The organism is Ilumatobacter sp. (assembly GCF_046290335.1).
In the GTDB taxonomy this organism is placed as follows: domain Bacteria; phylum Actinomycetota; class Acidimicrobiia; order Acidimicrobiales; family Ilumatobacteraceae; genus Ilumatobacter_A.
This window is the reverse complement of the sequence record NZ_JBKAGH010000007.1, coordinates 48,345-70,202: the sequence shown is the minus strand read 5'-3', so window position 1 is coordinate 70,202 and position 21,858 is coordinate 48,345. Positions and strand designations below refer to the sequence as shown.

The window sequence follows — 21,858 nt, the reverse complement described above, 5'->3', positions numbered from 1 at the left end:
GGTGGTTCGAAGGCCGGCCGGTCAGCTGTCGAAGTCCACGACGGGTCGAACCTCGACGGTGCCGAAGTGGGCGTTCGGGATCCTCGCCGCCCAGTCGAGCGCTTCGTCGAGGTCGGCGACGTCGATGACGTAGTACCCGCCGATCACTTCCTTCGACTCGATGAAGGGCCCGTCGGTGACGATCCGTTGCCCATCGCGGACTCGGACCGTACTGGTGGCCTCGTTGCCGTGCAACGCTTCGCCGGCGACCATGGCCCCCGCTTCGACGAGGGCCTCGCTGTAGGCGGCCCACTCGGCCATGTACGGGCCGAAGGCGTCGCTGTCGGGTGTCGGTTCGTCGGCCGGGTCGCTGGTGAGGAGGAGCATGTATTTCATGTCGAAGGTCCTTTCGGTGGGTGTTCGTGGATGATTGTCACAGACACGACGAACGACACCGCCCGAATCGGACACCGTTTCGAATCCTTCGTCGAGTTCACGCATCAACGTGGTGTCTGGAGCGTCAGCGGATAGGGCGGTAGTTGGTGTTGCGGTGGTCGATGAGTCGTGCGGTGATGAGGAACACGGTTGCGAGGCAGAGGGCGGCGTGGCGGTGTGTTGCTCGGCGGTCGGTGTTGCGTTGGATTTGGCCGTAGTTGGTGAACCAGGAGTGGGTGCGTTCAGCGACCCAGCGGCGCCCGAATCCGACGAGTTGGATGCGGCCCTGACCTGGCTGGTTTCGTGGGATCACGTTCACGTCGCCGATCGTGTAGTCGGCGAGTCTGTCGGGGAGTGATTTGTAGCCGAATCCTCGGTCGAGGTGCAGGGTGCCGATCCGTGCGGTGACGGGATGTGCGGTGATCGCGTTGAGGGTGGGTTGCAACAGTCGGTAGTCCTGGCGGTTTGCGCCGTCGATGACCCAGCCGATCGGGATGCCGTCGGCGTCGACGCCGGCGCACCACTTCCAGCCCAGACGACCGTGGGTTTTCGGGCCTGCAGCGGTTCCTTCACCCCCGCACGGGGCAAAGTGTTCGCTGCCGTCGATGGTGACATGGGTCGGGTCCAGACCGATGATTCGGTCGTACGCGGCCAGTGCTTGCTCGAGCAGTTGATCGAACACCCCGGCGTCGATCCACTCGTCGCGACGGGACCGCAGGGTGGTGTCGGACACGGTGTAGCCCATCAAGAACTCGACGGTCTCCCACGATGCGCCCGTCACGAGACGAATCAACAGACCCCGCAAACAGACCAGGTCGTCGATACGGGGCCGATGACAACCCAACGGATGTTCGGGCCGGTCCGGGAGCAAGCCTCGGATCGTTTCGAACACCGCATCGTGGACTTCAGAATCGAGCGCGCGCATCATATGGGTGACCTCCCCGGTCGGTTAGTTGGGTCGCACTCGGTATGAAAACCGAGCCAACCCACCGACCGGTGGATGGTCACCTATCCGCGCGACCTCCTGACACCAGATTGACCACCAGGTCGCTGCGGAGCGAATCGGGTTCGAAGATGGCACGTGTCGGGCCTCCCGAACGCGTAGTGTTGGCATGACCATGCCGGAGGGGGACACCATCCATCGCGCTGCGAGTGCGTTGCGAACTGCGCTCGCCGGACGCCCGATGTTGCGCTTCGATGCGCCGCGCCTCGTCGGGCCGGTTCCCCAGGCCGGTCGCATCGTCGAACGCGTCGAGAGCCACGGCAAGCACCTCGAGATCGAGTGGGACAACGCCATGGTGCTCCACACGCACATGCGCATGTCCGGGTCGTGGCACCTCTACCGACGCGGCGAGCGCTGGCGCAAGCCGTACGAGCAGATGCGAGCGGCGATCGAGACCGAGGAATGGGTCGCCGTGTGCTTCAACGCGCCGCTGGTCGAGACCTATCGCCAACCGGACCGCCGGCGTCATCCTGGCATGGGGCGCCTCGGCCCTGACCTGTGCAAGCCCGAGACCGATCTGGGCGTCGTCGTCAACCTGCTCCTGTCGTATCCCGACAGCGACGCTCGTCTCGCCGAGGTTCTGCTCGACCAGCGGGTGATGTGCGGGGTGGGCAACGTGTACCGCTGCGAGGTGCTGTGGGCGACCGGGCTGAGTCCGTTCGCCCCGGTCGGCTCGCTGACCGAGCGCGATGCGATCCGCATCGTCAACACGGCGGCGAGCCAGTTGCGGGCGAATCTGTCGCAAGCGTCGCGGGTGACGACCACCGAGGTGAAGGGCGGGCTCGCCGTGTACGGGCGGATCGGCCAGCGCTGTGCTCGCTGTTCGGATTCGATCGAGATGCGCAGACTGGGCGAGCAGAACCGGATGCTCTACTGGTGCCCTGGCTGCCAGACACACCTCGACCCGCGTGTCGACGTGGCCGCCGACGCGACGCCGACGATGGACCCGCACCCCGCCGCACAACGCTTCCTCGCCGACCTCCCCTGGAATCGTCACGTCGGGTGACGACGTCGGGAATCTCGGGTCTCAGCCTCGGCCGAGGATGCGGTCGACGTCGATCTCGATGACGGCCCGGTCGTCGCGGGCTTTGGGTTCCCGGTAGCGGGCGGCGTAGCCGTCGACGCCGGGTTGGACGCCGTCCGGATCGGTGACGAGGCGCACCGGCCCTTCGAGCGCCAACCACCGGCCGCCGTCGACCTGGCACACGACCGCTCGCTGGCCAGCAGCTTCCATCCGGCCGGCGTTGAGCGCTTTCTGCGAGGTCGCCCACGTGATGACGCGGGCGACCTTCGCAGCAGCGTCGTAGCTGAAACCGACCGCCACGACGTGCGGTGATCCGTCGGTGCGCAGTGTGGTCAACGTCGCCAGGTGACGCTCACGCAGGAAGGTGAGGACATCGTCGGAGAGATCGTCGGGGTCGAGCGCCATGACAGCGTTCTACCCCGACGAACGACCCGGTGCCACACCCGCCTGCGGTGCGACGAGTCGACTCACTCGGTGGCGATTGCCTGGAGCACGTTCATGTTGCTCGCTTTCGAGCTCGGGTAGATCGCTGCGATGAAACCAGCGACGACCGCACCGACGAGGATGTACGCCACGATCGTCGGGTTGAACGCCAACTCGCTGATGATGTTCTCGGGGACGGCGAGCGACAGCACGGTGCCGAGGAACGTGCCGAGCACGATGCCGATGACCGCACCGAACACCGACACGATCACCGCCTCCCAGCGGACGGAACGGCGCGTCTGGCGCCGGTTCATGCCGATCGCCCGTAGGAGTCCGATCTCGTGGGTGCGTTCGAACACGCCGAGGGCGAGCGTGATCGAGATGCCGATGATCGCGATGAAGATGGCAAACGCCAACAGCAACGTGATGAGGGTGAGGAGCTGGTTGATCTGGTCTTCCTGCTCCTGCAGGAACTCGGCGTTCGACTGGAACGTCACCTGCGTGAAGACGTCCATCGCCTCTCGAACCGCAGCGTCACCGACCGCTGGGTCGACGCCGTCGGCGAGCTTCGCCAAGGCGAAGATGTCGCTCTGGGTTCCGTTGGTCACGTCGTCGAGTAGGTCGAGGCCGATGAACCAGTTCAACCCGAACGAGTTGTCGGCGAAGATGACGGCGACCTCGAGGTCGCGGACGTCGCCGCTCTCGAAGGTGACGCTGGTCATGTCGCCGACCTCCAACCCGGCGCCTTCGGCGGAGTCCTCGAAGACGGCGAGTGCGTTGGTCGGGAGTGACTCGAGGTCGCCTTCCACGACATCGAAGTCGACGAGCTGTGCAGCGGCGACCGGGTCGACGGCGGCGAGGGTCTTCACGTCACCTTCGACTTCGGCGAACGCGACGCGGAAGGGCGTGGCTGCCGAGATCTCGGGGAGTCCGCTGAGCGTCTCGACGACCACGGGCGGGAAGCCATTGCCCGGCCCGCCGCCGCCCTCGCTCTGCACGATGTAGTCGGCGCTGAGGACACGGTCGAAGGTCGCGGTGATCGACGTTCGCAACGACGACGCGAAGACCGCCGCGGCGCTGACGAGCGCGACGCCGATCATGAGCGCCGCGGCGCTCGACGAGGTGCGGCGCGGCGCTCGAGCCACGTTGTCGCGAGCGAGGCGTCCGGGGGTCTTGAACAGTTTGGCGACCGGCCAGCCGATGAATCGGGTCACCGGCGCGGCGAACGTCGCCGACAGGCTCGCCACGCCGAGGAACAGCGCCAGGCCGCCGCCACCGGCGAACGCGATCAGTCCGGGGGTTCCGCCGGGGCGGACGAACAAGCCGACGAGGAACATCGCTGCGCCGATCGCCGTGAGGGTCGCGCCGATCGCCAGGCGACGCTGGCGCATCGACGCAAAACCGATCTCGGGGCGCATCGCCGCGACCGGGGGGATCTTGGCGGCGCGACGCGCCGGGATGATCACCGACAACATGGTCACGCCGATGCCGACCGCGGCCGCGACGATGATCGTGCGGGGCAGGATGACCGGCGACGGGCTCGGGAACCCTGCGCCTGCGGCGTTGAACGCCATCACGATCAGCTGCGCAACGCCGACGCCGCCGAGGACGCCGAGCACGGTGCCGACGATGCCGACGATGAGTGCCTCGACCGAGATCAGGCGCTTGACCTGCTTGGCCGACGCCCCGATCGCTCGGAGCAGCGCCAACTCGCGGAGGCGCTGGCCGATGGTGATCTGGAACACGTTGTTGATGATGAACGCCGAGACGAACGCCGTGATGAAGGCGAAGATCAGTAGACCGGTGCCGAAGATCGAGATGAACTGGCCGACCTGGTCCTGCGCTTCTTGGATCAACACCTCGCGCGTGACCACTTCGAGATTGTCGGGTAGTGCGGCCTCGAGCGCGGTGGTCACCTCGCCGGCGTCGGCGCCCTCGGCGAGGCCGACGTTGATGACGTCGACGAGCCCGTTGGCGCCGTACCGGTCGAGTCCGGTGTCGATGTCGAGCACGACCACCGACGCTCCGAGGAAGCTGTCGCTGTCGGACAATCCGACCGTGCCGACGAGTTCGGCGGTGAAGCGGCCGTTGTCGGTCACGTAGGTGATGTCGTCGCCGATGTCGAAGTTCTCACGATCGGCGGTCGCCTTGTCGAGCGCGACGTCGCCAGGTCCGGTCGGTGCGCGGCCGTCCTTGAGCACGACGCCGGTGAGACCTTCTTCGCCGGTCCAGACCACGCCGAGCACGGGTCCGCCCGCCGCCGAGATCGGCTCGCCGTCGGTGCCGATCAATTGGGCGCGTCCGGTGATGTCGGGCTCGACGATCCCCACGCCGTCGACGGAGGCGACCGTGTCGGCGAGTTCGACGGGAATCGGAGGGCGCGTGCCGTCGTTACCGAGATCGTCGTTCTCGAACGCGGCTTCGGTGCGAACCTGGAGGTCGACGTCTTGCACGAGTTCCTCGATCAACTGATCGAACGATCGCGTCAGGCTGTCGGCGAGCACGAACGACCCCGACACGAAGCTGACACCGGCGAGGACGGCGAACACGATGGCGATCGTCCGTCCGAGCCGAGCCCGGATGCTCTTGCGAGCGATGAGTGAGGTGGAGCCCGCCACGTCAGTTGCCGATCTGCTTCATCACGTCGAAGACCTGATCGGCGCTCGGGCTCAAGACCTCGTCGACGATCTTGCCGTCGGCGACGAACACGACCCGGTCCGCGTACGACGCTGCGTTCGGATCGTGGGTCACCATGACGATCGTCTGGCCGAACTCGCGCACCGCCCGCCGCATGAAGTCGAGGATCTCGGCACCGGTGGTCGAGTCGAGGTTGCCGGTCGGTTCGTCGGCGAAGATGATCTCCGGCCTGGACGCCAACGCTCTCGCCACGGCGACGCGCTGCTGCTGGCCTCCGGACAACTCGCTTGGCCGGTGGGTGATGCGATCGCTGAGACCGACGGTGGAGATCACGAGATCGATCCATTCCCGGTCGCCCGGATCGCCACCGAGCATCATCGGCAGCTTGATGTTCTCTTCGGCGGTGAGCGTCGGAATGAGGTTGAACGCCTGGAAGACGAAGCCGACCTTGGTCCGGCGGAGCTCGGTGAGCGCCTTGTCGTCGAGCGCAGCGAGGTACGTGTCGCCGATGTAGGTCGCACCTGACGTCAGGCTGTCGAGGCCCGCCAGACAGTGCAGCAGCGTCGACTTCCCGGAGCCCGACGGGCCCATGATCGCGGTGAACTTGCCGCGCTCGAACGCCACGGTGACGCCGTCGAGGGCCCGGACTTCGGCGTCGCCGGTGCCGTAGATCTTGGTGGCGTCGACCGAGCCGGCGGCGTTCGTTGCGGCAGCCGTCGTCCCCGTGGCGTCGGCGCCGGCCGGGGGAACGGGGGGTTGCAGATCAGTGCTCATCGCTCCATCGTGGCGCCGATCGGCGCCCGCGTAGTCCACCCTCAGGATGATTCACGACCGTCGCGAGAACGACGGCGGATCAACAGCGCAGCGTCGTTGCCGCGTCGTCGAGGCATCGGGGCTGTCTCCGGGGTCACTCGCCGGGAACGACCAGCCCCGACTCGTAGGCGGCCACGACCGCCTGGACCCGGTCGCGGGCGTGCAGCTTGGCGAGGATGCGGCCGACGTGGGTCTTGATCGTCGCCTCACCGAGGAACAGCGCCGAGGCGATCTCTGCGTTGCTCAACCCCTTTGCCATCAACTTGATGACGTCGATCTCTCGTTCGGTCAACTCGTTGATGCCGGGAAACGCATCGGGCTGACTCGCCGGCCGCCGTGCGATCTCGTCGATGAGTGCTTGGGTCACCGACGGCGCGAGGAGCGCATCGCCGTTCGCGATGATGCGGATGCCATCGACGAGTTGCTCGGGTGGCGCATCCTTGAGCATGAAACCGCTCGCGCCGGCGCGCAGCGCAGCGTGGACGTAGTCGTCGAGATCGAACGTGGTGAGCATCATCACTCTCGGGACGGCCTCGGCCGGCTCATGCGTGGTCGACGGCCGACAGATTCGCTGGCAGGCTTCGATGCCGTCCATCCGTGGCATGCGGACATCCATCAACACGACGTCCGGGCGAGCCCGATCGACCATCTCGACGGCGTCGAGGCCGTCGACCGCCTCGCCCACGACGGTCAGGTCGGATTCGGCCTCGAGAATCATTCGAAAGCCTGTGCGGACCATCGCCTGGTCGTCGACGAGCATCACGCGGATCATGACGTCACCGGTGCTGCTGCGGCACCGACCTGCCGGGTCGGTTCGAGCGGCAAGCGCGCGATGACCTGCCAGCCGCCGCCGGTGCGCCACCCGACCTTGATCGTTCCGCCCACGGCGGCGACGCGTTCGCTCATTCCCACGATCCCGAAACCGGGCTCCGTGTGGCCCGACGCTGCACCACGGCCGTCATCGACGATGCAGATGTCGACATGGTCGTCGTGGCGAGCGACGTCGACCTCGACGCGTGTCACCTCGCCGGCGTGACGGCGAACGTTGGTCAGTGCTTCCTGGACCACTCGGTACCCGGTCAGGCTGACGCTCGGCGGCAGGTCGTCGAGGTCGCCCGACAGCGACACCTCGACCGGCAGCCCGTCGCCGATGTGCAGGAGGTGTGACAGCTCGGGGAGGCCGGGTTGTGGATCGAGGTCGACGCCAGAGGCCGACGCCGGATCGGATCGACGGAGCACGCCGAGAATGCCCCGCAACTCGTTCATCGTCTGCCGTCCGGTGTCTTCGATGTTGTTGAGCGCCTGTTCGGCCGCGTCAGGGGACGTGTGGAGGCTGCGCCGCGCTGCTGCCGCCTGGATCACCATGACGCTGACCGAGTGGGCCACCACGTCGTGGAGCTCTCGAGCGATGCGGCTGCGCTCGGCGTTGACCTGCTGCTGTGCCAGCAGTTCGCGCTCGCGCTCGGCCCGCTCGGCTCGTTCCTGCATGGCAATGGCAGCGTCGCGTCGGCGGCGGAGGTTGTCGCCCACGACGAACGCGGTCACGAGGATCACCGAGCTGGAGACGAACGATGGAATGTCGAGTTCGTCGACGATCACGCCGGCCACGAACAGGCCACCGAGCGCGAGAACGATCCCGAGCAGGACCCGGGCTCGTATCGGCCCGCTCGAATGCGCACCGACGGAGTACAGCCCGACGAGCACGCCGATGAACCCAGAGCTGTCGACGCCTGCGAACGACAAGATGACCTGGGCGGCGACGATCACCGACGTCGACGACAGCGTGTGACTGCGCCGCCACGCGATGGGGAACGTTGCAACGACGGTGAGCGGCACCGACCACCAGGTCGGCTCGACGGGTTCGGCACCGTCGACCTCGACCTGAGCGAAGTGCACCGACACGGTGACGGCGGTCAGCAGCACCGCCAGGATCATGTCACCCTCGCGGGGATGTTCGCGCAACCACCGAATCGGCCGAGGTCGGCGAAATGAGGGGCTCGGAGCGGGCCATCGGATCGGTCGCTCGTCCAACATGCACCAACGACGTTACTCCTGGGTTGGTACTCGCTGATCCCCCTCGCGGCGGATCGGGCGTACGATCAAGGGCTGATGGCGTGCGCATCCTGTTCGCGGCCGCTCCCCGACGGAGCGCGCTTCTGTCCCTTCTGCGGGCGCGAGGTCGACGCGATCGTGGGCGACGAGCGTCGGGTGGTGTCGGTGCTGTTCGCCGACCTCGTCGGGTACACCGCACTGTCCGAGCACCTCGACCCCGAACGTGTGAAGCGACTCGTCGACGGGGCATTTCAACGAATGATCGCCGAGGTCGAACGCTTCGGCGGCAAGCTCGACAAGGTGCTGGGCGACGGCATTCTCGCGCTGTTCGGTGCACCGACCGCCCACGAGGACGATCCCGAGCGCGCCGTGCGCGCGGCGATCGAGATGCACCGTGCGCTCGCCGACTACGTCGCGACGCAGCCGGAGATCGATCAACAGGTCCGATTGCGGGTCGGGGTGAACACCGGCGAGGTCGTCGTCGGAGCGGTGTCGGGTACCGAGGGCTACACGGCGATGGGTGATGTGGTCAACGTCGCTGCTCGTTTGCAGGCAATGGCTCCGCCGGGTGGCACCTACGTCGGGGCGTCGACGGAAGCGCAACTCTCAACAGGGATCGAACGCGTGCTCGTCGCGGAGCTCGAGGTGCGCGGCCGCGAGCAAACCGAGCATGTGTGGCAGATCCTGGGTCGGGTCAATCGCTCGCTCGTCTCGGGGTCCCGCCACGACCTGTCGTTCGTCGGTCGGGTTCGCCAGCGTGAGCTCTTCCAGTCGGTGATGAGTCTCGTCGCCGACGGAAACGGTGCGGTCGTCACCGTGTCGGGCGAGGCCGGGAGCGGCAAGACCCGACTCGTCAACGAGTCGCTCGCCCGCTTCCCGAGCCGTGAGGTGGTCGTCTTCTCGGGAGTGTGTGCGCCGTATGGGGAGAACAACGTCTGGGCCCCCATCGCCAACGCGTTGTTCAAGCTGATGTCGGTCGATCGGGGGGTCGATCCGTCACAGTTGCGGATCACGGTGCGCGAGAAGGGTTTGGAGCTCTACGGGTTCGACGACACCGATCCGCGGTTGCAGCGCTTCGTCGAAGGTGCGATGCACCTGTTCAATCACCCGTCGGAACTCGACCGGGTGGCCCCGTCACAAGCGCGTGAGATCCTGATGCAGGTCGTGATCGAGGGGCTGCACCGTCGCTCGCAACTCGCGCCGGTCGTGGTCTGGATCGACGACGTCCAGTGGGCCGACCCGTTGCTGGTCGAGCTGCTGTCACGCATCACACGATCGCTGATGGACCGCCCGGTGTTGCTGGTCACCGCGCAACGCGATGACGCCGAGATCGAGTGGCCGCCGCAGTCCGACCACCCGATCATGATCCACATGCCGCTCGAACCGCTGAGTCGAGCCGAGGCCGAGGTCATGCTGGCCGAGGTCTTCGTCGACGGCGTGTCCGACGAACTCGGCGACCGGCTCTACGAGCGCAGTGGCGGCAACCCGCTGTTCCTCACGCAACTCGCCAGAGTGGCGCACGATCAACCGGGCACCGACGAACTCCCGGGCTCGCTGCGGGCACTGATCGCGTCGCGACTCGACGCGCTCACGACGACGCAGCGACAGATGATCGACAACGCGTCGGTGCTCGGCGCGTCTGGCCCGTCGAGTTCGCTCGGTCGTTTCGCCGTCGAGATGCAGCAGGTGTTCGACCCGTCGGATCTCGATGCGCTCGTCGACGATGGCTTCTTCGATCTCGTCGACGGATGGTGGCGCTTCCGATCCGACATCGTTCGCGAGGTCGCGTATCAGACGCTCACGAAGTCGTCGCGGGCGCAGCGCCATGCTGGCACCGCGCTGGTGATGCAGGAGTACGGTCTCGCGCCGATCGATCAGGTCGCCCACCACGCGGCGTGCGCCGCGGAACTGGTCGCCGACATCGGTCGCGTCGAGGCGGTCCCGCTCGACATCGGCCCTCGTGCCGTGGCGCTCTTGCAGCACGCTGCGGAGCGCTCGCTCGACGTCGGCGCGTTCAGTCAGACGATTCGCCACGTGTCCCGGGCGCTCGACCTCGGCGCTGCCGATGTCGACCAGGTGCGAGCGCTGCGCCTGCTCCGTGCAACCGCGGCAGTCGAGCGCCGCGAGACCATCGCTGCGCGAGACGATGCCGAGGCGTCGCTGGCGGCAGCGATCGACGCGGGAGACCGGACAGACGAAGCGGTGGCGCGACGGTTGCTCGGCGTGATCGCGCAGCAGGAGGGCGATCTGACCGCCGCTCGTCACGAGCTGCAGATCAGCGTCGAGATCCTCCGCGAGCTCGGCGACGATCGGGAACTCGCTGCGTCGCTGAGTGATCGCGGGTTCGTCGAGGTGTTCGGCGGGTCGCTGCACCGCGCCGATGAGATTCTCGCCGAAGCCGAAGCGCTGGCCGATTCCCTCGACGATCGACGTGGACTCGCCTGGATTCGTCAGCATCAGGCCTGGGTCGCGTTCCTCTCCGGTGACACCGAACTGGCCGAGGAGCGTCTGACGGCGTCGTCGGGCCTGTTCGACGATCTGGGCGATCGATCCGGCACCGGGTGGGCCAATGGCTTGCTCGCCTACGTCCGTTTTTTCGAACGCCGCTTCGACGACGCCGAAGCGCTGGCCACGATCGTGCGCAAGGAGGCGCTCGAACTGGGGGAGCGCTGGGCGCCGGCGATGATGGATGCGCTCGTCGCGTCGATCCGGTTGTGGAGCGGACGCTTCAACGAGTCCGAGGAACTGTCGAGGCGCGCACTCCACGGCTTCCGGGAGCTCAACGACCGGTTCGGCATCCTGCAAGCGTTGGCGCCGCAGATGCGCGCGCTGGTGGCGCTGGGCCGCCGTCAAGAAGCCGAGCGCGGACTCGAGGAGACGGTGTCGCTCGCCGATGCGTTCGGCGACTTCGCGTTCCCGACGATGGCGGCTGCCGGAACCGCCGCGCATCTCGGGCTCGGTGAACGGGCCGTGGCGTTGGGCGAAGTCGCCGTCGAGCGGATGACGGCGATGCATGCCGACGGCTCCGAGGCGCGGATCGGGCTCGCGCTCGGTCACTGTCAGGTCGGCGCGCCCGAGGAGGCGTTGACCGTGCTGCTCGACGTCGTGGTCGAGCGCCCGTATTCCAACGCTGTCGCTGCGCTCGCGCACGCGATGCTCGGCGACGTCGACGCCGCCCTCGATCACGCCCATCGCGTGGTCGACGACGCGACCTCGACGTATCTCGACCTCGTGCTCGCCCGGTTGGCAGCGGCGTCCGCCTCGCTCGCTGCGGGGCGGACCGTCGAGGCGGAAGACGAGCTCGCTGCGGCAGAGGCCACTGCCGACCGGGCTGGTGACGAGGTTGCACGATCGCTGGTGGCGTGTGCGATCGCGAGGTTGCTCCATCGCAGCGACGTCGACACCGGTGGCACCCTTGGCCCCGGATGGCTGCGAGTCGTCGGCGGCCTGGTCGGCGCGGACGCCGTCGGCGCTCCGGTGGCCTGAGTCGAGCCAGGCGGCCGGAGTCGAGCCAGGCAGCCTTGGCAGCCTGCGGGTGGGTCGTTCGGCTCTGGTGCGAAGCCGGTTGATCAGCGCACCGTGGAGACATGGTCGCCATCTCAGCTGTGGTCGTGTCGATCGGTCGGGTCACCTTCGACCTCGAGTTCGGTACCGAGCAGGCTCGCGCCGCTCGTTCGGTGCTGGGCGACCTCGGCGTCAGCGTGCTCGGCGGCGACGACGTGATCACCGCCGCCGAGGGACTCGCTGGAGCGCTCGATGCGGTGTCGCTCGACGACGCTGACGTCATGATCGTGTTGCAGGCCACGTTCGCGGATGCCGATGCCGTCATCTCGCTGGCGGCGACGTCACCACTGCCGATCGTCGTGTGGTCGTTTCCCGAACCCAGGAAGGGTGCTCGGCTCCGACTGAACTCGCTGTGCGGAGCGAATCTCGCCGCGTACTCGTTGCGGCGCCGTCGACATCCGTGCGCGTTCGTCCACATCGATCCCCTCCACCCGTCCAGCGGCGCGAGGGTTGCGTGGGCGATCGAGTCCGCGCTCGCCGGATCCGGGGAGTTGGCGGTGCCGGTCACGGTCGGGCGACGTGGCGAGCCGGCCGCGGTGGCCGAGGCGTCCGCCGTCGACGGTCGACTCCGCGGGAGTCGGGTCGGCGTGATCGGGGCCCCTCCCGACGGGTTCGAGCCGTGTCTGGGTGACGACGAGTCGATCGCATCGACGTTCGGCGTCGAGGTGACGCGACTCGAACTCGGCGACCTGTTCACGCTGGCGACGAACGCTCGGCGTGCCGACGTCGACGCCACGATCGAGCGGATCCGCGCAACGGTCGACGTCGACGCAGCGATCTCGGCGGACGACCTCGTACCGAGCGCTCGGCTCTATCGCGGGATTCGAGACGCGGTCGATGCGGGCGGGCTCGGTGCCGTCGCCACGAGATGCTGGCCCGAGTGCATGACCGAGTTCGGTGGCGCGGTCTGCACCCCGCACGCGATGCTCACCGAAGATCGGGTGCCCGGAGTGTGCGAGGCCGACGTGCTCGGTGCGGTCACCGCACTGGTCCTGCAGCACGTTGCCGGGACCGATCCGTTCATCGCCGACCTCGTCGACCTCGACGAAAGCGACGACACGTCGGTGCTCTGGCACTGTGGCGTTGCCTCGTCGAAGCTCGCCGACCCCGGCGCCGACCTCGTCGGCACGGTGCATCCCAATCGTCGGGTGCCGCTGGTCAATCAGTTCGCGTTGCGTCCGGGTCGCGTCACCGTGGCGCGTGTGTCGCAGCTCGCGGGTGGGCTCCACCTCGTGCTCGGGAGCGGCGAGATGCTCGATCGACCGCGGGCCTACGACGGCACGTCGGGCACGTTGCACTGGGACCGCCCGGCGGCCGATGTGGCCCGGACGATCTTCGACCTCGGCATCGAGCACCATCTCGGCGTCGTCTACGGCGATCACCGCGAGGTGCTGGTCGAGTTGGCCCGACGGTGGGGGATTCCGGTCGTGTTGCTCGGCGGCGATGCAACCGGTCGCGCGATGCGAGATGACGGGTCGTTGGACCCTGGAGCGGCGGCGCCGAGTCGTCGAACCTGAGGAGATGGTCCGCCGATACGCCGCCGTCGCGCCCGACGCGAAGCTCATCTTGTGTGCCGGATCGATCACCCGAGATCACGTCTACACGATCGGGGAGCCGCTCGCGGCCGGCCAGAAGCACCGGTCGACGTCGCGTTTCGTCGTCGGCGGTGGTGTGGCTGCCAACGCGGCCGTGACGATCTCGCGACTCGGCGGCTTTGCGGCCCTGCTCGGCGTCGTCGGTGCGGATCCCGTCGGGGCGCAGGTGATCGCGGAATTGGTCGAGGAGCGAGTCGGGGTGCAGCACATCCAGCGGTTGCATGGCGCAGAGACGCCCGAGTCGATCGTGATCGTGCAGCCCGACGGCGCTCGGACGATCATCGCTGGCACCGCGATCGACGTGAGCGACGTCTCGGTCACGTCGATCCCGACGATGGATCTGTCGGCGGTGCTCGTCGATGCCCGCTGGCCTGCAGCGACCCGTGTGGCGCTCGATGTCGCGCAGCAGGCCGGAATCCCTGGCGTCGTGGACGTCGATCGGCTTCCGTCCGACGCGAGCATTCTCGATGCGGCGAGTCATCTGGTGTTCAGCGAGCCGGCGATGATCGAGTTGGTCGGCTCCGATGACCTCGAGGTCGGTCTGCGGGAACTCGCTCGGGGCGTGCGTGCGCACGTGTCGGTGACCTTGGGGGCGCGCGGTGTGATGTGGGTCGACGACGATCAGATCATCCGCCAGCCCGCCTTCGCTGTCGACGTCGTCGACACGACCGGCGCCGGCGACGTGTTCCACGGTGCGTTCGCGCTCGCGCTGGCAGAAGGACGCGACACGCCGAACGCCTTTCGGTTCGCGGCGGCGACGGCCGCGGTCAAGTGTTCGCGGCCGGGCGCTCGCGCGGGCATCCCGAACCGCGGCGCGGTGGACTCGTTCCTCCTCGAACGAGCCACGACGAGTGCCGGGTAGGCACCTTCGGTCGTCGGTTGGGTCATTCTCCGAATCCGGCCCACCGCTCCGTGTCGGCGTCTCCGCCCTTGCCGAGTACTCGCGCGTCGGACTCGTCAGCCTCGCTCCCGGGCACCTGGCCCGCCCATGTCGCCCGAGGCCCGTCATGGTGATCATGCGGGTCAGCGCACACTGCGCGTACTGCACGCTCGACGGTCTGGCCATCGGTTGTCCGACCGCGCTGCATCACGATCCGAGCGTCGCACATGGTCATCGCATCACACCCCAGCGTTGCGACGTGGGTCGTGCTCGATCGGCGCCGCGGGCGAGCGCATGCGTCGGACTCGAGCCGCGGCGGCCGAACGACGTCGGTTGGTCGCTGCGACGTCATCGTCGATGGGCAGAGGCTCGGAAGCAGAGTGCCGGCAATTCGAGACACGGTGGTTCAGTACTGTTGAGGCCGTGTTGAAACTGTCGAAAAAGGGCGTCTCGATGTCGTACAAGGTGACGGACGGCGATGGTGGCGAGATCGCGACCCTCAAGGGATGCGGGAAGGGACAGATCGGCGAGGTCGAGATTGCCGGTTCGTCGTTGGTGTTTTCTCCCGTCGGTGAGCCATGGAGTTTCGAGATGACTCGGGATGGGGAACCAGCAGCAACAGCGGTGAGGACCGAAGGAAGGAAGCACTTCGTCATCGATCACGGCGACCAGACCGTCGAACTCGACTGCCCGTTCGTGCGCAACAAGCCCTACGACGTCACCGTCGACGGTCGAGCGGCCGGACTCATCTCCCTGTCGAAGTTCACCGGTCGGACGGTCACCGTGGACATGCCGGTCGGCATCCCGCTCGAGGCCCGCCTCTTCGCCGGTTGGTTGACGCTGCGGACATGGAACGCGAGAGCCGAAGCCAGAATTCCACCCGTGTGAGGCAACCGGTCACGGGCCTCGGTCGACAATGACGGCGCGCCGCACGCCTCACAGGCCGACGTCATCCGTCCAATCCGTGAGCGATCGACATCGTCGCTCGGTGAAGCCTCGCCCCAGGCGATGCGAGCGTCGTCGCGTGGGCGGCTGGAGTTGCCGCCAGACAACGGTGCGTCGAACTCCGACGCGGAGTCACTCGACGGCGACGACGGTCTTCACGTTGACGAACTCGCGGATGCCTTCCTCGCCGAGTTCGCGGCCGTATCCCGACTCGCGGATTCCGCCGAACGGAAGGCGAGGGTCGGAGGCGACCGGGCCGTTGACGAACACCGTGCCCGCCTCGACCTGGCTCGCGGCGAGGTCGAGGCCGCGTTCGACGTCGGAGGTGTAGACCGCCCCGCCGAGGCCGAAACGAGACTGGTTCGCCAGCTCGATCGCCTCTTCGTCCGACGACACCCGAACCACGGCCGCCACCGGTCCGAACAGTTCCTCGACCCAGGCCGGACTGTCGAGCGGCACGTCGACGAGCACGGTCGCGGGGTAGAACGCGCTCGTCCGATCGTCGGGCATCGTGCCGCCCAAGAGGATTCGAGCGCCGGCCTCGACCGATCGCAGTACCTGATCGTGGAGTTCGTCGCGCAGATCGACGCGGGCGAGCGGTCCGAGCGTGGTCGCCTCATCGATCGGATTGCCCGAGACGCGGCTCGCCATCTGCCGGGTGAACTCGTCGAGCCACTCGTCATACACGGCTTCGTGCACGATGAACCGCTTGGCCGCGATGCAGGATTGGCCGCCGTTGATCAAGCGGCCGGCGGCGCAGCCCGCCGCAGCGTTGGCGACGTCGGCATCGGACAGCACGACCGAGGCGTCCGACCCTCCGAGTTCGAGCACCGCCTTCTTGAGTTGCCGACCAGCTGTCGCGCCCACCGCGCGACCTGCGCCCTCCGATCCGGTGAGCGACACCGCTCGAACCTCGGGATGCTCGATCACCGAGGCGACTCGTGAACTCGCCATGACGAGCGTCGAGAAACACCCGGCGTCGAACCCGGCTGCGGTGAACGACTCCTCGATCGCGAGCGCCGACCCCGTCACGTTCGATGCGTGCTTGAGCAAGACGGTGTTGCCGGCCATCAGCGTGGGTGCTGCGAACCGGATCACCTGCCAGAACGGGAAGTTCCAGGGCATCACGGCGAGGATCACGCCAAGCGGCTCGTAGTGAACGAACGATCGCCGCGAATCGGTGGCGACCTCGCGATCAGCGAGCATCGCTTCGGCCCCGTCGGCGTAGTAGCGGCAGACCGATGCCGACTTGGCGAGTTCGGCACGGCCTTCGCGCAGCGGCTTGCCCATCTCGATGGCCATCAACTCGGCCCATTCATCGCAACGCTCGAGCAGGACGTCGCTGACCCGGTGCATCAGCGCGCTGCGTTGCGCGAACGATGCGCGCCGCCATGATGCGAAACGCTGCGCGGCCCGCTCGATGATCGCGTTCACCTCGGCATCGGAATGCTCGGGGTACTCGGCGACGATCTGCCCGGTCGCCGGGTTGATCGACGCGCTCGTCGGGGCAGAGTTGGGGCGAGCCGGATCGTGGCGCATGTTCGTTCCTTGATGCTGATGCTGGTGCTGGTGCTGGTGCTGGTGCTGATGCTGATGCTGATGCTGATGCTGATGCTCGCAGCCGGATCTGCGTCACCGGTGTCAGGTGATCGAGGCGGCGTAGATCGTCGCGATGGATGTTGCCAGGGCGGCGTCGAACTCGGCGTCGGACTGCTCGGCGCGCAACCCTTCGGTCAGCGCTCTCGAAAAACTCGCGATCATCCCCGGGTTCCTGCTCAGTCGTTCCGTGGCGTCGTTGCGGGAGTAGCCGCCCGACAGTGCGGCCACGCGCAACACTCGCGGGTGGTCGATCAGTGACTGGTACGCGCCATCGACGGTCGGCAAGGTGAGCTTCAACATCACCTGATGTGGCGTCGCGACCCGGTCGAGCGCCGCGATGAGGAGATCCCGCAGGACGTGCTCGGCGTCGACCTTGGCGGCATGTTCGATCGACACCTCGGGTTCGATGATCGGGATCAGCCCGGCGGCCAGTACACGCCGTGCAACACTGAACTGTTGGTCGACGAGCGTCCGCATCGCCGACGCGTCGCCGCCGTCGATCACCGAGCGCATCTTGGTCCCGAACACGCCGGCCTCGACGGCCCGGCCGAGCGTTGCATCGAGTCCGGGGATCGGGAGCATGAGCCGCACGCCGTCTCGAGCTTCGGCCAGGCCGACGTCGATCTTCACGAAGGGCACGATGCCGTTGCGTTTCCACAGATACTCCGCCGTCGGCAGGCCGTCGACGGTGCGGTCCAGGGTGCCCGCGAACAGGATCGCTCCGAGGACGTGATCCGCGGTGAAACTCGGGCTGGTCATGATCCGAACGCGCATCTCGTGGATCATGTCGAGCATCGTCGACTCGTCGGCGCCGGGCCCGCCGGCTGGGTCGATGTCGATGCCGTAGCGGGCGAGGGCGAGCGGCGCGCTTCCGCCGCTCTGGTCGAGTGCGGCGATGAAGCCGGGACTCTCGCTCATCCGCTCTCGCTGGGGTTCGTACTCTGCGCGCATCCTGGTGGTCCGATTCGGTTCGGCATGTCGACGACACCGCGAGTTCGGTGTCGTGAATTCATCATCGTCCGATCACCCCAGGGCGTCCAGGGCCGTTCGTCCCGCTGGTCGTGCTCGTCGAGATGGACTTCGACGGCGCCGGCGCGCCAGGATGGGCCGGGCACGACGAGACCGCACCGGGATGCACGACTTGACCAACGACACAACGCTCCTCCAGCAAGCCGCCGAGTTCCGACGCGACGCGTCCGAACGGGTGCCGGGTCGGTTGGCCCCGCTGATCGAACTGCGTATCCGCCAACTCCTCGGCCTCGATGTCGACCTGGACATCGACGGTGCTGCGCTTCCCGACGACCTGACCGATGCCGAGCGACTCGTGATCGACCTCACCGAGCAGTTCGTGATCGACGTGCACGGCATCACCGACGAGCGCTTCTCGATGATGTCGGCGTTCTTCTCGCCGGGTGAGCAGGTCGCGATCCTCTTTCACCTCGCGCTCACCGACGGCTTCGTCAAGCTCGACGGTGTGCACGCCAGCCAGCCAAGCCCGGAGCACGACACGATGAGCACGACACGATGAGCACGACACGATGAGCACGACACGATGAGCACGACACCGCGACTCCCGTCGGCGATCGACGGTCATCCCGCCACGATGGGCACGCTCCTCGCCCATCAGCCCGAACTCGCTCGTTCCTTCGGTGCGCTGTACGCCCGCTTCTGGAGCGGTGGGGTCGTCGACCATCCGACCAAAGAGGCCGTGCGGATTCGCAACGCTCGGATCACCGATTGTGGCTATTGACGCAACGTGCGCTTTGCGGTCGCAAAGCAGGACGGTCTCGACGAGTCGCTGGTCGATGCGATCGATGACGGTTGGACCGAGACGAGTCTGTCCGATCGGCACAAGGCGGCGCTCGGGTTCGCCGACGCCTACCTCGATGCGGACGGCCCGATGACGGCACCGGTGAAGGCGGCCTTCGAGGCCGAGTTCGACGACGCCGAACAGGCCGAACTGGGTGTCGGACTCGCCCTGTTCCACGGGTTCTCGAAGGTGCTGATCGCCATGGGATGCGAGCCCGAGGAGATGCAGACCACCGAGTTGCCGACCCCGGGTTCGTGACGCAGTGAAGCCGATGCGCTATCCGACCGGCCTCATCGTCGGTCGCTTCGATCCGCCCCACCTGGGTCATTCGTTCATGATCGAGCAGGCGGCGGCCGTTGTCGACCGGCTCGTGGTCTACGTCAACTGGTCAGCGCGCCGTGACGCGATCCCGGGCGAACTGCGCGCCACCTGGCTGGCGGATCTCCACCCCGGCGTCGAGATCCGCGCTGTGGCGCACGGCCTCGAGACCGATTTCTCCGACGAGGCACTGTGGGCTCGGTGGATGGACCTGTTTCGTTCACACTGGCCATTCGACGACGGCCCGCACGCGGTGTTCTCGTCCGACTCGTACGTCGCCAGCTTGGCTGATCGCTTCGGCGCCGACGCGGTGGTCGTCGACGCCGAACGATCGCGGGTGCCGATCAGTGCAACGCAGATTCGCGAGGCGCCCGGCTCGCATCTCGACCGGGTCGCGCCGCCGGTCAGGGCGTGGATCGAGTCGAACTGGTTGCTCGCCGAGCGCTGATTCGGCTCAGCGGTTCGGCTGCTTGGTGACCCGCAGGTACGGCTTCACCGGATCCCAGCCCGCGGGGAAGAGAGCGGTCGCCTCGTCGTCGGACAGCGCCGGCACGATGATCACGTCGTCGCCGTCTTTCCAGTTGGCCGGTGTGGCGACCTTGTGGTCGGCGGTCAGTTGGAGGCTGTCGATGACGCGCAGGATCTCGTCGAAGTTGCGGCCGGTCGAGGCGGGGTAGGTGAGCGTCAGCTTGACCTTCTTGTCGGGGCCGATCACGAACACCGAGCGAACCGTGAGCGTGTCGCTCGCGTTCTCGTGGATCATGTCGTAGAGGTCGGCCACCGAGCGGTCAGGATCACCGATCATCGGGAAGTTGACGGCGGTGCCCTGCGTCTCTTCGATGTCCTTCTCCCACACGACGTGGCTGTCGACCGGATCGACCGACAAACCGATGACCTTGACGTTGCGCTTGTCGAACTCCGGCTTGATCTTGGCGACGTAGCCGAGCTCGGTCGTGCAGACGGGCGTGAAATCCTTCGGGTGGCTGAACAGCACGCCCCAGGAGTCGCCGAGCCACTCGTGGAAGCTGATCTCGCCCTGGGTGGTCGGGGCGGTGAAGTCGGGGGCGATGTCGCCGAGACGGACTGCCATGTGAGGCTCCTTGTTGGACGTGGACGTGTGATGCGCCGCGATGTTTGACGTGAGTGCTCGCCACCGATCGTCTGGTGGCGCAGCCGAGGCTAGCGATGGTTTCCCGAAACCCGACAAAGTTGATCGGGTTTATCCGGAAACCAGTCACCAGGCCGTCACGCTGGTTTGCGCGCCGGGTGTGATTGGATGGCATCCATGAGCATTCCGGTCGAACTCGATGCCCTCGAAGCGAAGACGAGCGAGTACGGATGGGCGTATCTCCTCACCGTCAACGACGATCAGACGCCCAAGATCGTGGCGGTGCGACCGACGTGGGACGCCTCGACGCTGTGCATCGACGAACGTGGTCGTTCGGCGCGCAATGCGTCGGCGCGCCCGACCGTGACGCTCACCTATCCGCCGATCGATCCGACCGGATACACCCTGATCGTCGACGGCACCGCCACCGTGAGCTCCGAGGATCGACACAGCGGTCCGGCGATCCGGTTCTCCCCGATCGGCGCCGTCCTCCATCGTCCGGCGCCCGACGACTTCGCGGGGTCGGCAACGGGCTGCAGTCACGACTGCGCGCCGATCGACTGACGGTGCGGCGACGCGCCGGTCGTCATCGCGTCAGTCGAGGCGGAGTACGACGGTGTTCAGCGGGCCGCGCACGACGGTCGCTTTCGCCGTTCGCCGCTGGCCGGCGAGCCACACGCCGACGCTGGGCTCGGCCTCGATGTTCTTGAGCCACAGCGAGTTGGACCTCACGGTGCTCACGACCAGGACGTCACCGACCCGAGTCGCGACGAGCGGCACCGAGCGCAGCAGGCCCGACTTTCGGCCCACGGTCTCGATGACCACGACACCGCCGCCGAGTGGCCACGGATTGCCGACACCGGCCTTCACCGTCGGCTCGACCACGCTGTTGAGCGCAGCGAAGGCCGAGCGTGACAAGCGAGTGCGGTCGATCGACGGAAGCGTCATCTCGTGAGGTTACGTTGGCGTTGACGTACGCTGCGCCGCCGTGATCGTTGGACTCTTGGCACAGGTCGACTCGGTGTCGGGCCTCGACGCGACGCTCGAACGATCCCTCGACCTGATCGGCGTGTTCTTCTTCGCCCTGTCTGGTGGGTTGCTGGCGGTACGCAAGGGTTTCGAACTCGTCGGGGTCGTCGCGCTGTCGCTCGTGACAGCGCTCGGCGGCGGAATCATGCGTGACCTGTTGCTGGGCGCCGCGCCACCGACCGCCTTCGGCAACGTGTGGTACCTCGTCGTGCCTCTCGCTGCGGCCGCGGTCACCTTCGTCGGGCACGGTGTGATCGAGCGGCGACTGACGACGCCGGTGAATCTGTTCGACGCTGGTGGCCTCGGATTGTTCGCAGCGACGGGAGCGGTGAAGGCGTCGGCGTTCGGCGTCAGCGCGGTCGGCGCGGTCTTGATCGGTGTGATCTCGGCGACGGGCGGCGGCATCATCCGCGACGTACTGGCCAACGATCAGCCGCATCTCTTCCATCCCGAGAGCCGGCTCTACGCGATCCCCGCCACGGTCGGGGCGACGATCATCGTCGTCGCCTGGCGCAACGACCTCTACTCGGGTGGGGTCGCCGTGGGCGCAGCAGTGATCGTGTTCGCCCTGCGCCTCGCGGCGATGCGATGGGACTGGCGAGCGCCCCGCCCGCTGTAGCGGCGAGCACGGCAGTCACTGCGTC

22 protein-coding genes are annotated in these 21,858 nt (G+C 67.2%); 11 read left to right on the top strand and 11 right to left on the bottom strand.

From position 1 onward, the window contains the following. Positions 1-21: 21 nt before the first annotated feature. Both ACE37B_RS21010 and ACE37B_RS21005 read right to left on the bottom strand, forming a co-directional pair. Entirely contained in the window at positions 22-375 is a 354-nt protein-coding gene (locus ACE37B_RS21010) for a YciI family protein (protein ID WP_409925305.1), read from the bottom strand. A 124-nt stretch (positions 376-499) separates the two neighbouring features. Then, a complete protein-coding gene (locus ACE37B_RS21005) occupies positions 500-1,342 on the bottom strand; it encodes an IS5 family transposase (RefSeq protein WP_409921328.1) in 843 nt (280 codons plus the stop codon). Positions 1,343-1,526: 184 nt separating this feature from the next. Between ACE37B_RS21005 and ACE37B_RS21000 the strand changes: the two genes are divergently transcribed. Further along, positions 1,527-2,423: a DNA-formamidopyrimidine glycosylase family protein gene (locus ACE37B_RS21000; protein ID WP_409925304.1), complete on the top strand. Its 897-nt coding sequence runs from the start codon at positions 1,527-1,529 to the stop codon at positions 2,421-2,423. A gap of 21 nt (positions 2,424-2,444) precedes the next feature. On the opposite strand, the gene ACE37B_RS20995 is transcribed toward ACE37B_RS21000, so the two are convergent. The 5 genes from ACE37B_RS20995 to ACE37B_RS20975 form a co-directional block, all read right to left on the bottom strand. Beyond that, positions 2,445-2,846 carry a pyridoxamine 5'-phosphate oxidase family protein gene (locus tag ACE37B_RS20995; protein ID WP_409925303.1) on the bottom strand — a complete coding sequence of 134 codons (402 nt, stop codon included), beginning with the start codon at positions 2,844-2,846 and terminating at the stop codon, positions 2,445-2,447. Between the two features lie 62 nt (positions 2,847-2,908). After that, entirely contained in the window at positions 2,909-5,482 is a 2,574-nt protein-coding gene (locus ACE37B_RS20990) for an ABC transporter permease (RefSeq protein WP_409925302.1), read from the bottom strand. Between the two features lies 1 nt (position 5,483). Further along, positions 5,484-6,275: an ABC transporter ATP-binding protein gene (locus ACE37B_RS20985; protein ID WP_409925301.1), complete on the bottom strand. Its 792-nt coding sequence runs from the start codon at positions 6,273-6,275 to the stop codon at positions 5,484-5,486. 133 nt (positions 6,276-6,408) lie between these two features. Continuing rightward, positions 6,409-7,086 carry a response regulator gene (locus ACE37B_RS20980; protein WP_409925300.1) on the bottom strand — a complete coding sequence of 226 codons (678 nt, stop codon included), beginning with the start codon at positions 7,084-7,086 and terminating at the stop codon, positions 6,409-6,411. Next, positions 7,083-8,249 carry a sensor histidine kinase gene (locus ACE37B_RS20975; RefSeq protein ID WP_409925299.1) on the bottom strand — a complete coding sequence of 389 codons (1,167 nt, stop codon included), beginning with the start codon at positions 8,247-8,249 and terminating at the stop codon, positions 7,083-7,085. The genes ACE37B_RS20980 and ACE37B_RS20975 overlap by 4 nt, the downstream gene beginning before the upstream one ends. Positions 8,250-8,423: 174 nt before the next feature. Here ACE37B_RS20975 and ACE37B_RS20970 point away from each other — a divergent pair, with 174 nt between their 5' ends. The 4 genes from ACE37B_RS20970 to ACE37B_RS20955 all read left to right on the top strand — a co-directional run bounded on the left by ACE37B_RS20970 (position 8,424) and on the right by ACE37B_RS20955 (position 15,293). Beyond that, complete coding sequence (locus ACE37B_RS20970; protein WP_409925298.1) at positions 8,424-11,852, top strand: ATP-binding protein; 3,429 nt, start codon at positions 8,424-8,426, stop codon at positions 11,850-11,852. A gap of 101 nt (positions 11,853-11,953) precedes the next feature. Next, positions 11,954-13,447 carry a hypothetical protein gene (locus ACE37B_RS20965; RefSeq protein ID WP_409925297.1) on the top strand — a complete coding sequence of 498 codons (1,494 nt, stop codon included), beginning with the start codon at positions 11,954-11,956 and terminating at the stop codon, positions 13,445-13,447. Positions 13,448-13,451: 4 nt separating this feature from the next. Next, complete coding sequence (locus ACE37B_RS20960; protein ID WP_409925296.1) at positions 13,452-14,387, top strand: PfkB family carbohydrate kinase; 936 nt, start codon at positions 13,452-13,454, stop codon at positions 14,385-14,387. Positions 14,388-14,828: 441 nt separating this feature from the next. Further along, the gene (locus ACE37B_RS20955; protein WP_409925295.1) at positions 14,829-15,293 is read left to right on the top strand and encodes a hypothetical protein; all 465 of its coding nucleotides are present in this window, start codon (positions 14,829-14,831) and stop codon (positions 15,291-15,293) included. A gap of 189 nt (positions 15,294-15,482) precedes the next feature. Here ACE37B_RS20955 and ACE37B_RS20950 read toward each other — a convergent pair whose 3' ends face one another. Next, a complete protein-coding gene (locus ACE37B_RS20950) occupies positions 15,483-16,889 on the bottom strand; it encodes an NAD-dependent succinate-semialdehyde dehydrogenase (protein WP_409925294.1) in 1,407 nt (468 codons plus the stop codon). A 102-nt stretch (positions 16,890-16,991) separates the two neighbouring features. Then, positions 16,992-17,900, bottom strand: a complete 909-nt coding sequence (locus ACE37B_RS20945; protein ID WP_409925293.1) for a fructose bisphosphate aldolase — start codon at positions 17,898-17,900, stop codon at positions 16,992-16,994. A gap of 190 nt (positions 17,901-18,090) precedes the next feature. On the opposite strand from ACE37B_RS20945, the gene ACE37B_RS20940 reads away from it, so the two are divergent. From ACE37B_RS20940 to ACE37B_RS20925, 4 genes are read left to right on the top strand one after another with little or no spacing between them, the layout of a single operon-like run. Continuing rightward, positions 18,091-18,477 carry a hypothetical protein gene (locus ACE37B_RS20940; protein WP_409925292.1) on the top strand — a complete coding sequence of 129 codons (387 nt, stop codon included), beginning with the start codon at positions 18,091-18,093 and terminating at the stop codon, positions 18,475-18,477. Positions 18,478-18,501: 24 nt separating this feature from the next. Further along, the gene (locus tag ACE37B_RS20935) at positions 18,502-18,699 is read left to right on the top strand and encodes a hypothetical protein (protein ID WP_409925291.1); all 198 of its coding nucleotides are present in this window, start codon (positions 18,502-18,504) and stop codon (positions 18,697-18,699) included. A gap of 6 nt (positions 18,700-18,705) precedes the next feature. After that, entirely contained in the window at positions 18,706-19,017 is a 312-nt protein-coding gene (locus tag ACE37B_RS20930) for a carboxymuconolactone decarboxylase family protein (RefSeq protein ID WP_409925290.1), read from the top strand. 13 nt (positions 19,018-19,030) lie between these two features. After that, positions 19,031-19,525, top strand: a complete 495-nt coding sequence (locus ACE37B_RS20925) for an adenylyltransferase/cytidyltransferase family protein (RefSeq protein ID WP_409925289.1) — start codon at positions 19,031-19,033, stop codon at positions 19,523-19,525. Positions 19,526-19,531: 6 nt separating this feature from the next. Here the strand turns inward: ACE37B_RS20925 and ACE37B_RS20920 are convergent, their stop codons facing one another. Then, entirely contained in the window at positions 19,532-20,167 is a 636-nt protein-coding gene (locus ACE37B_RS20920) for a peroxiredoxin (protein WP_409925288.1), read from the bottom strand. Positions 20,168-20,362: 195 nt separating this feature from the next. Between ACE37B_RS20920 and ACE37B_RS20915 the strand changes: the two genes are divergently transcribed. Continuing rightward, positions 20,363-20,749, top strand: a complete 387-nt coding sequence (locus ACE37B_RS20915) for a pyridoxamine 5'-phosphate oxidase family protein (protein WP_409925287.1) — start codon at positions 20,363-20,365, stop codon at positions 20,747-20,749. A gap of 30 nt (positions 20,750-20,779) precedes the next feature. On the opposite strand, the gene ACE37B_RS20910 is transcribed toward ACE37B_RS20915, so the two are convergent. Next, on the bottom strand, positions 20,780-21,133 hold the full coding sequence (locus tag ACE37B_RS20910; RefSeq protein WP_409925286.1) for a nitroreductase/quinone reductase family protein: 354 nt from the start codon (positions 21,131-21,133) through the stop codon (positions 20,780-20,782). Positions 21,134-21,173: 40 nt separating this feature from the next. Here ACE37B_RS20910 and ACE37B_RS20905 point away from each other — a divergent pair, with 40 nt between their 5' ends. After that, on the top strand, positions 21,174-21,833 hold the full coding sequence (locus tag ACE37B_RS20905) for a trimeric intracellular cation channel family protein (protein ID WP_409925285.1): 660 nt from the start codon (positions 21,174-21,176) through the stop codon (positions 21,831-21,833). Positions 21,834-21,858: the final 25 nt, after the last annotated feature.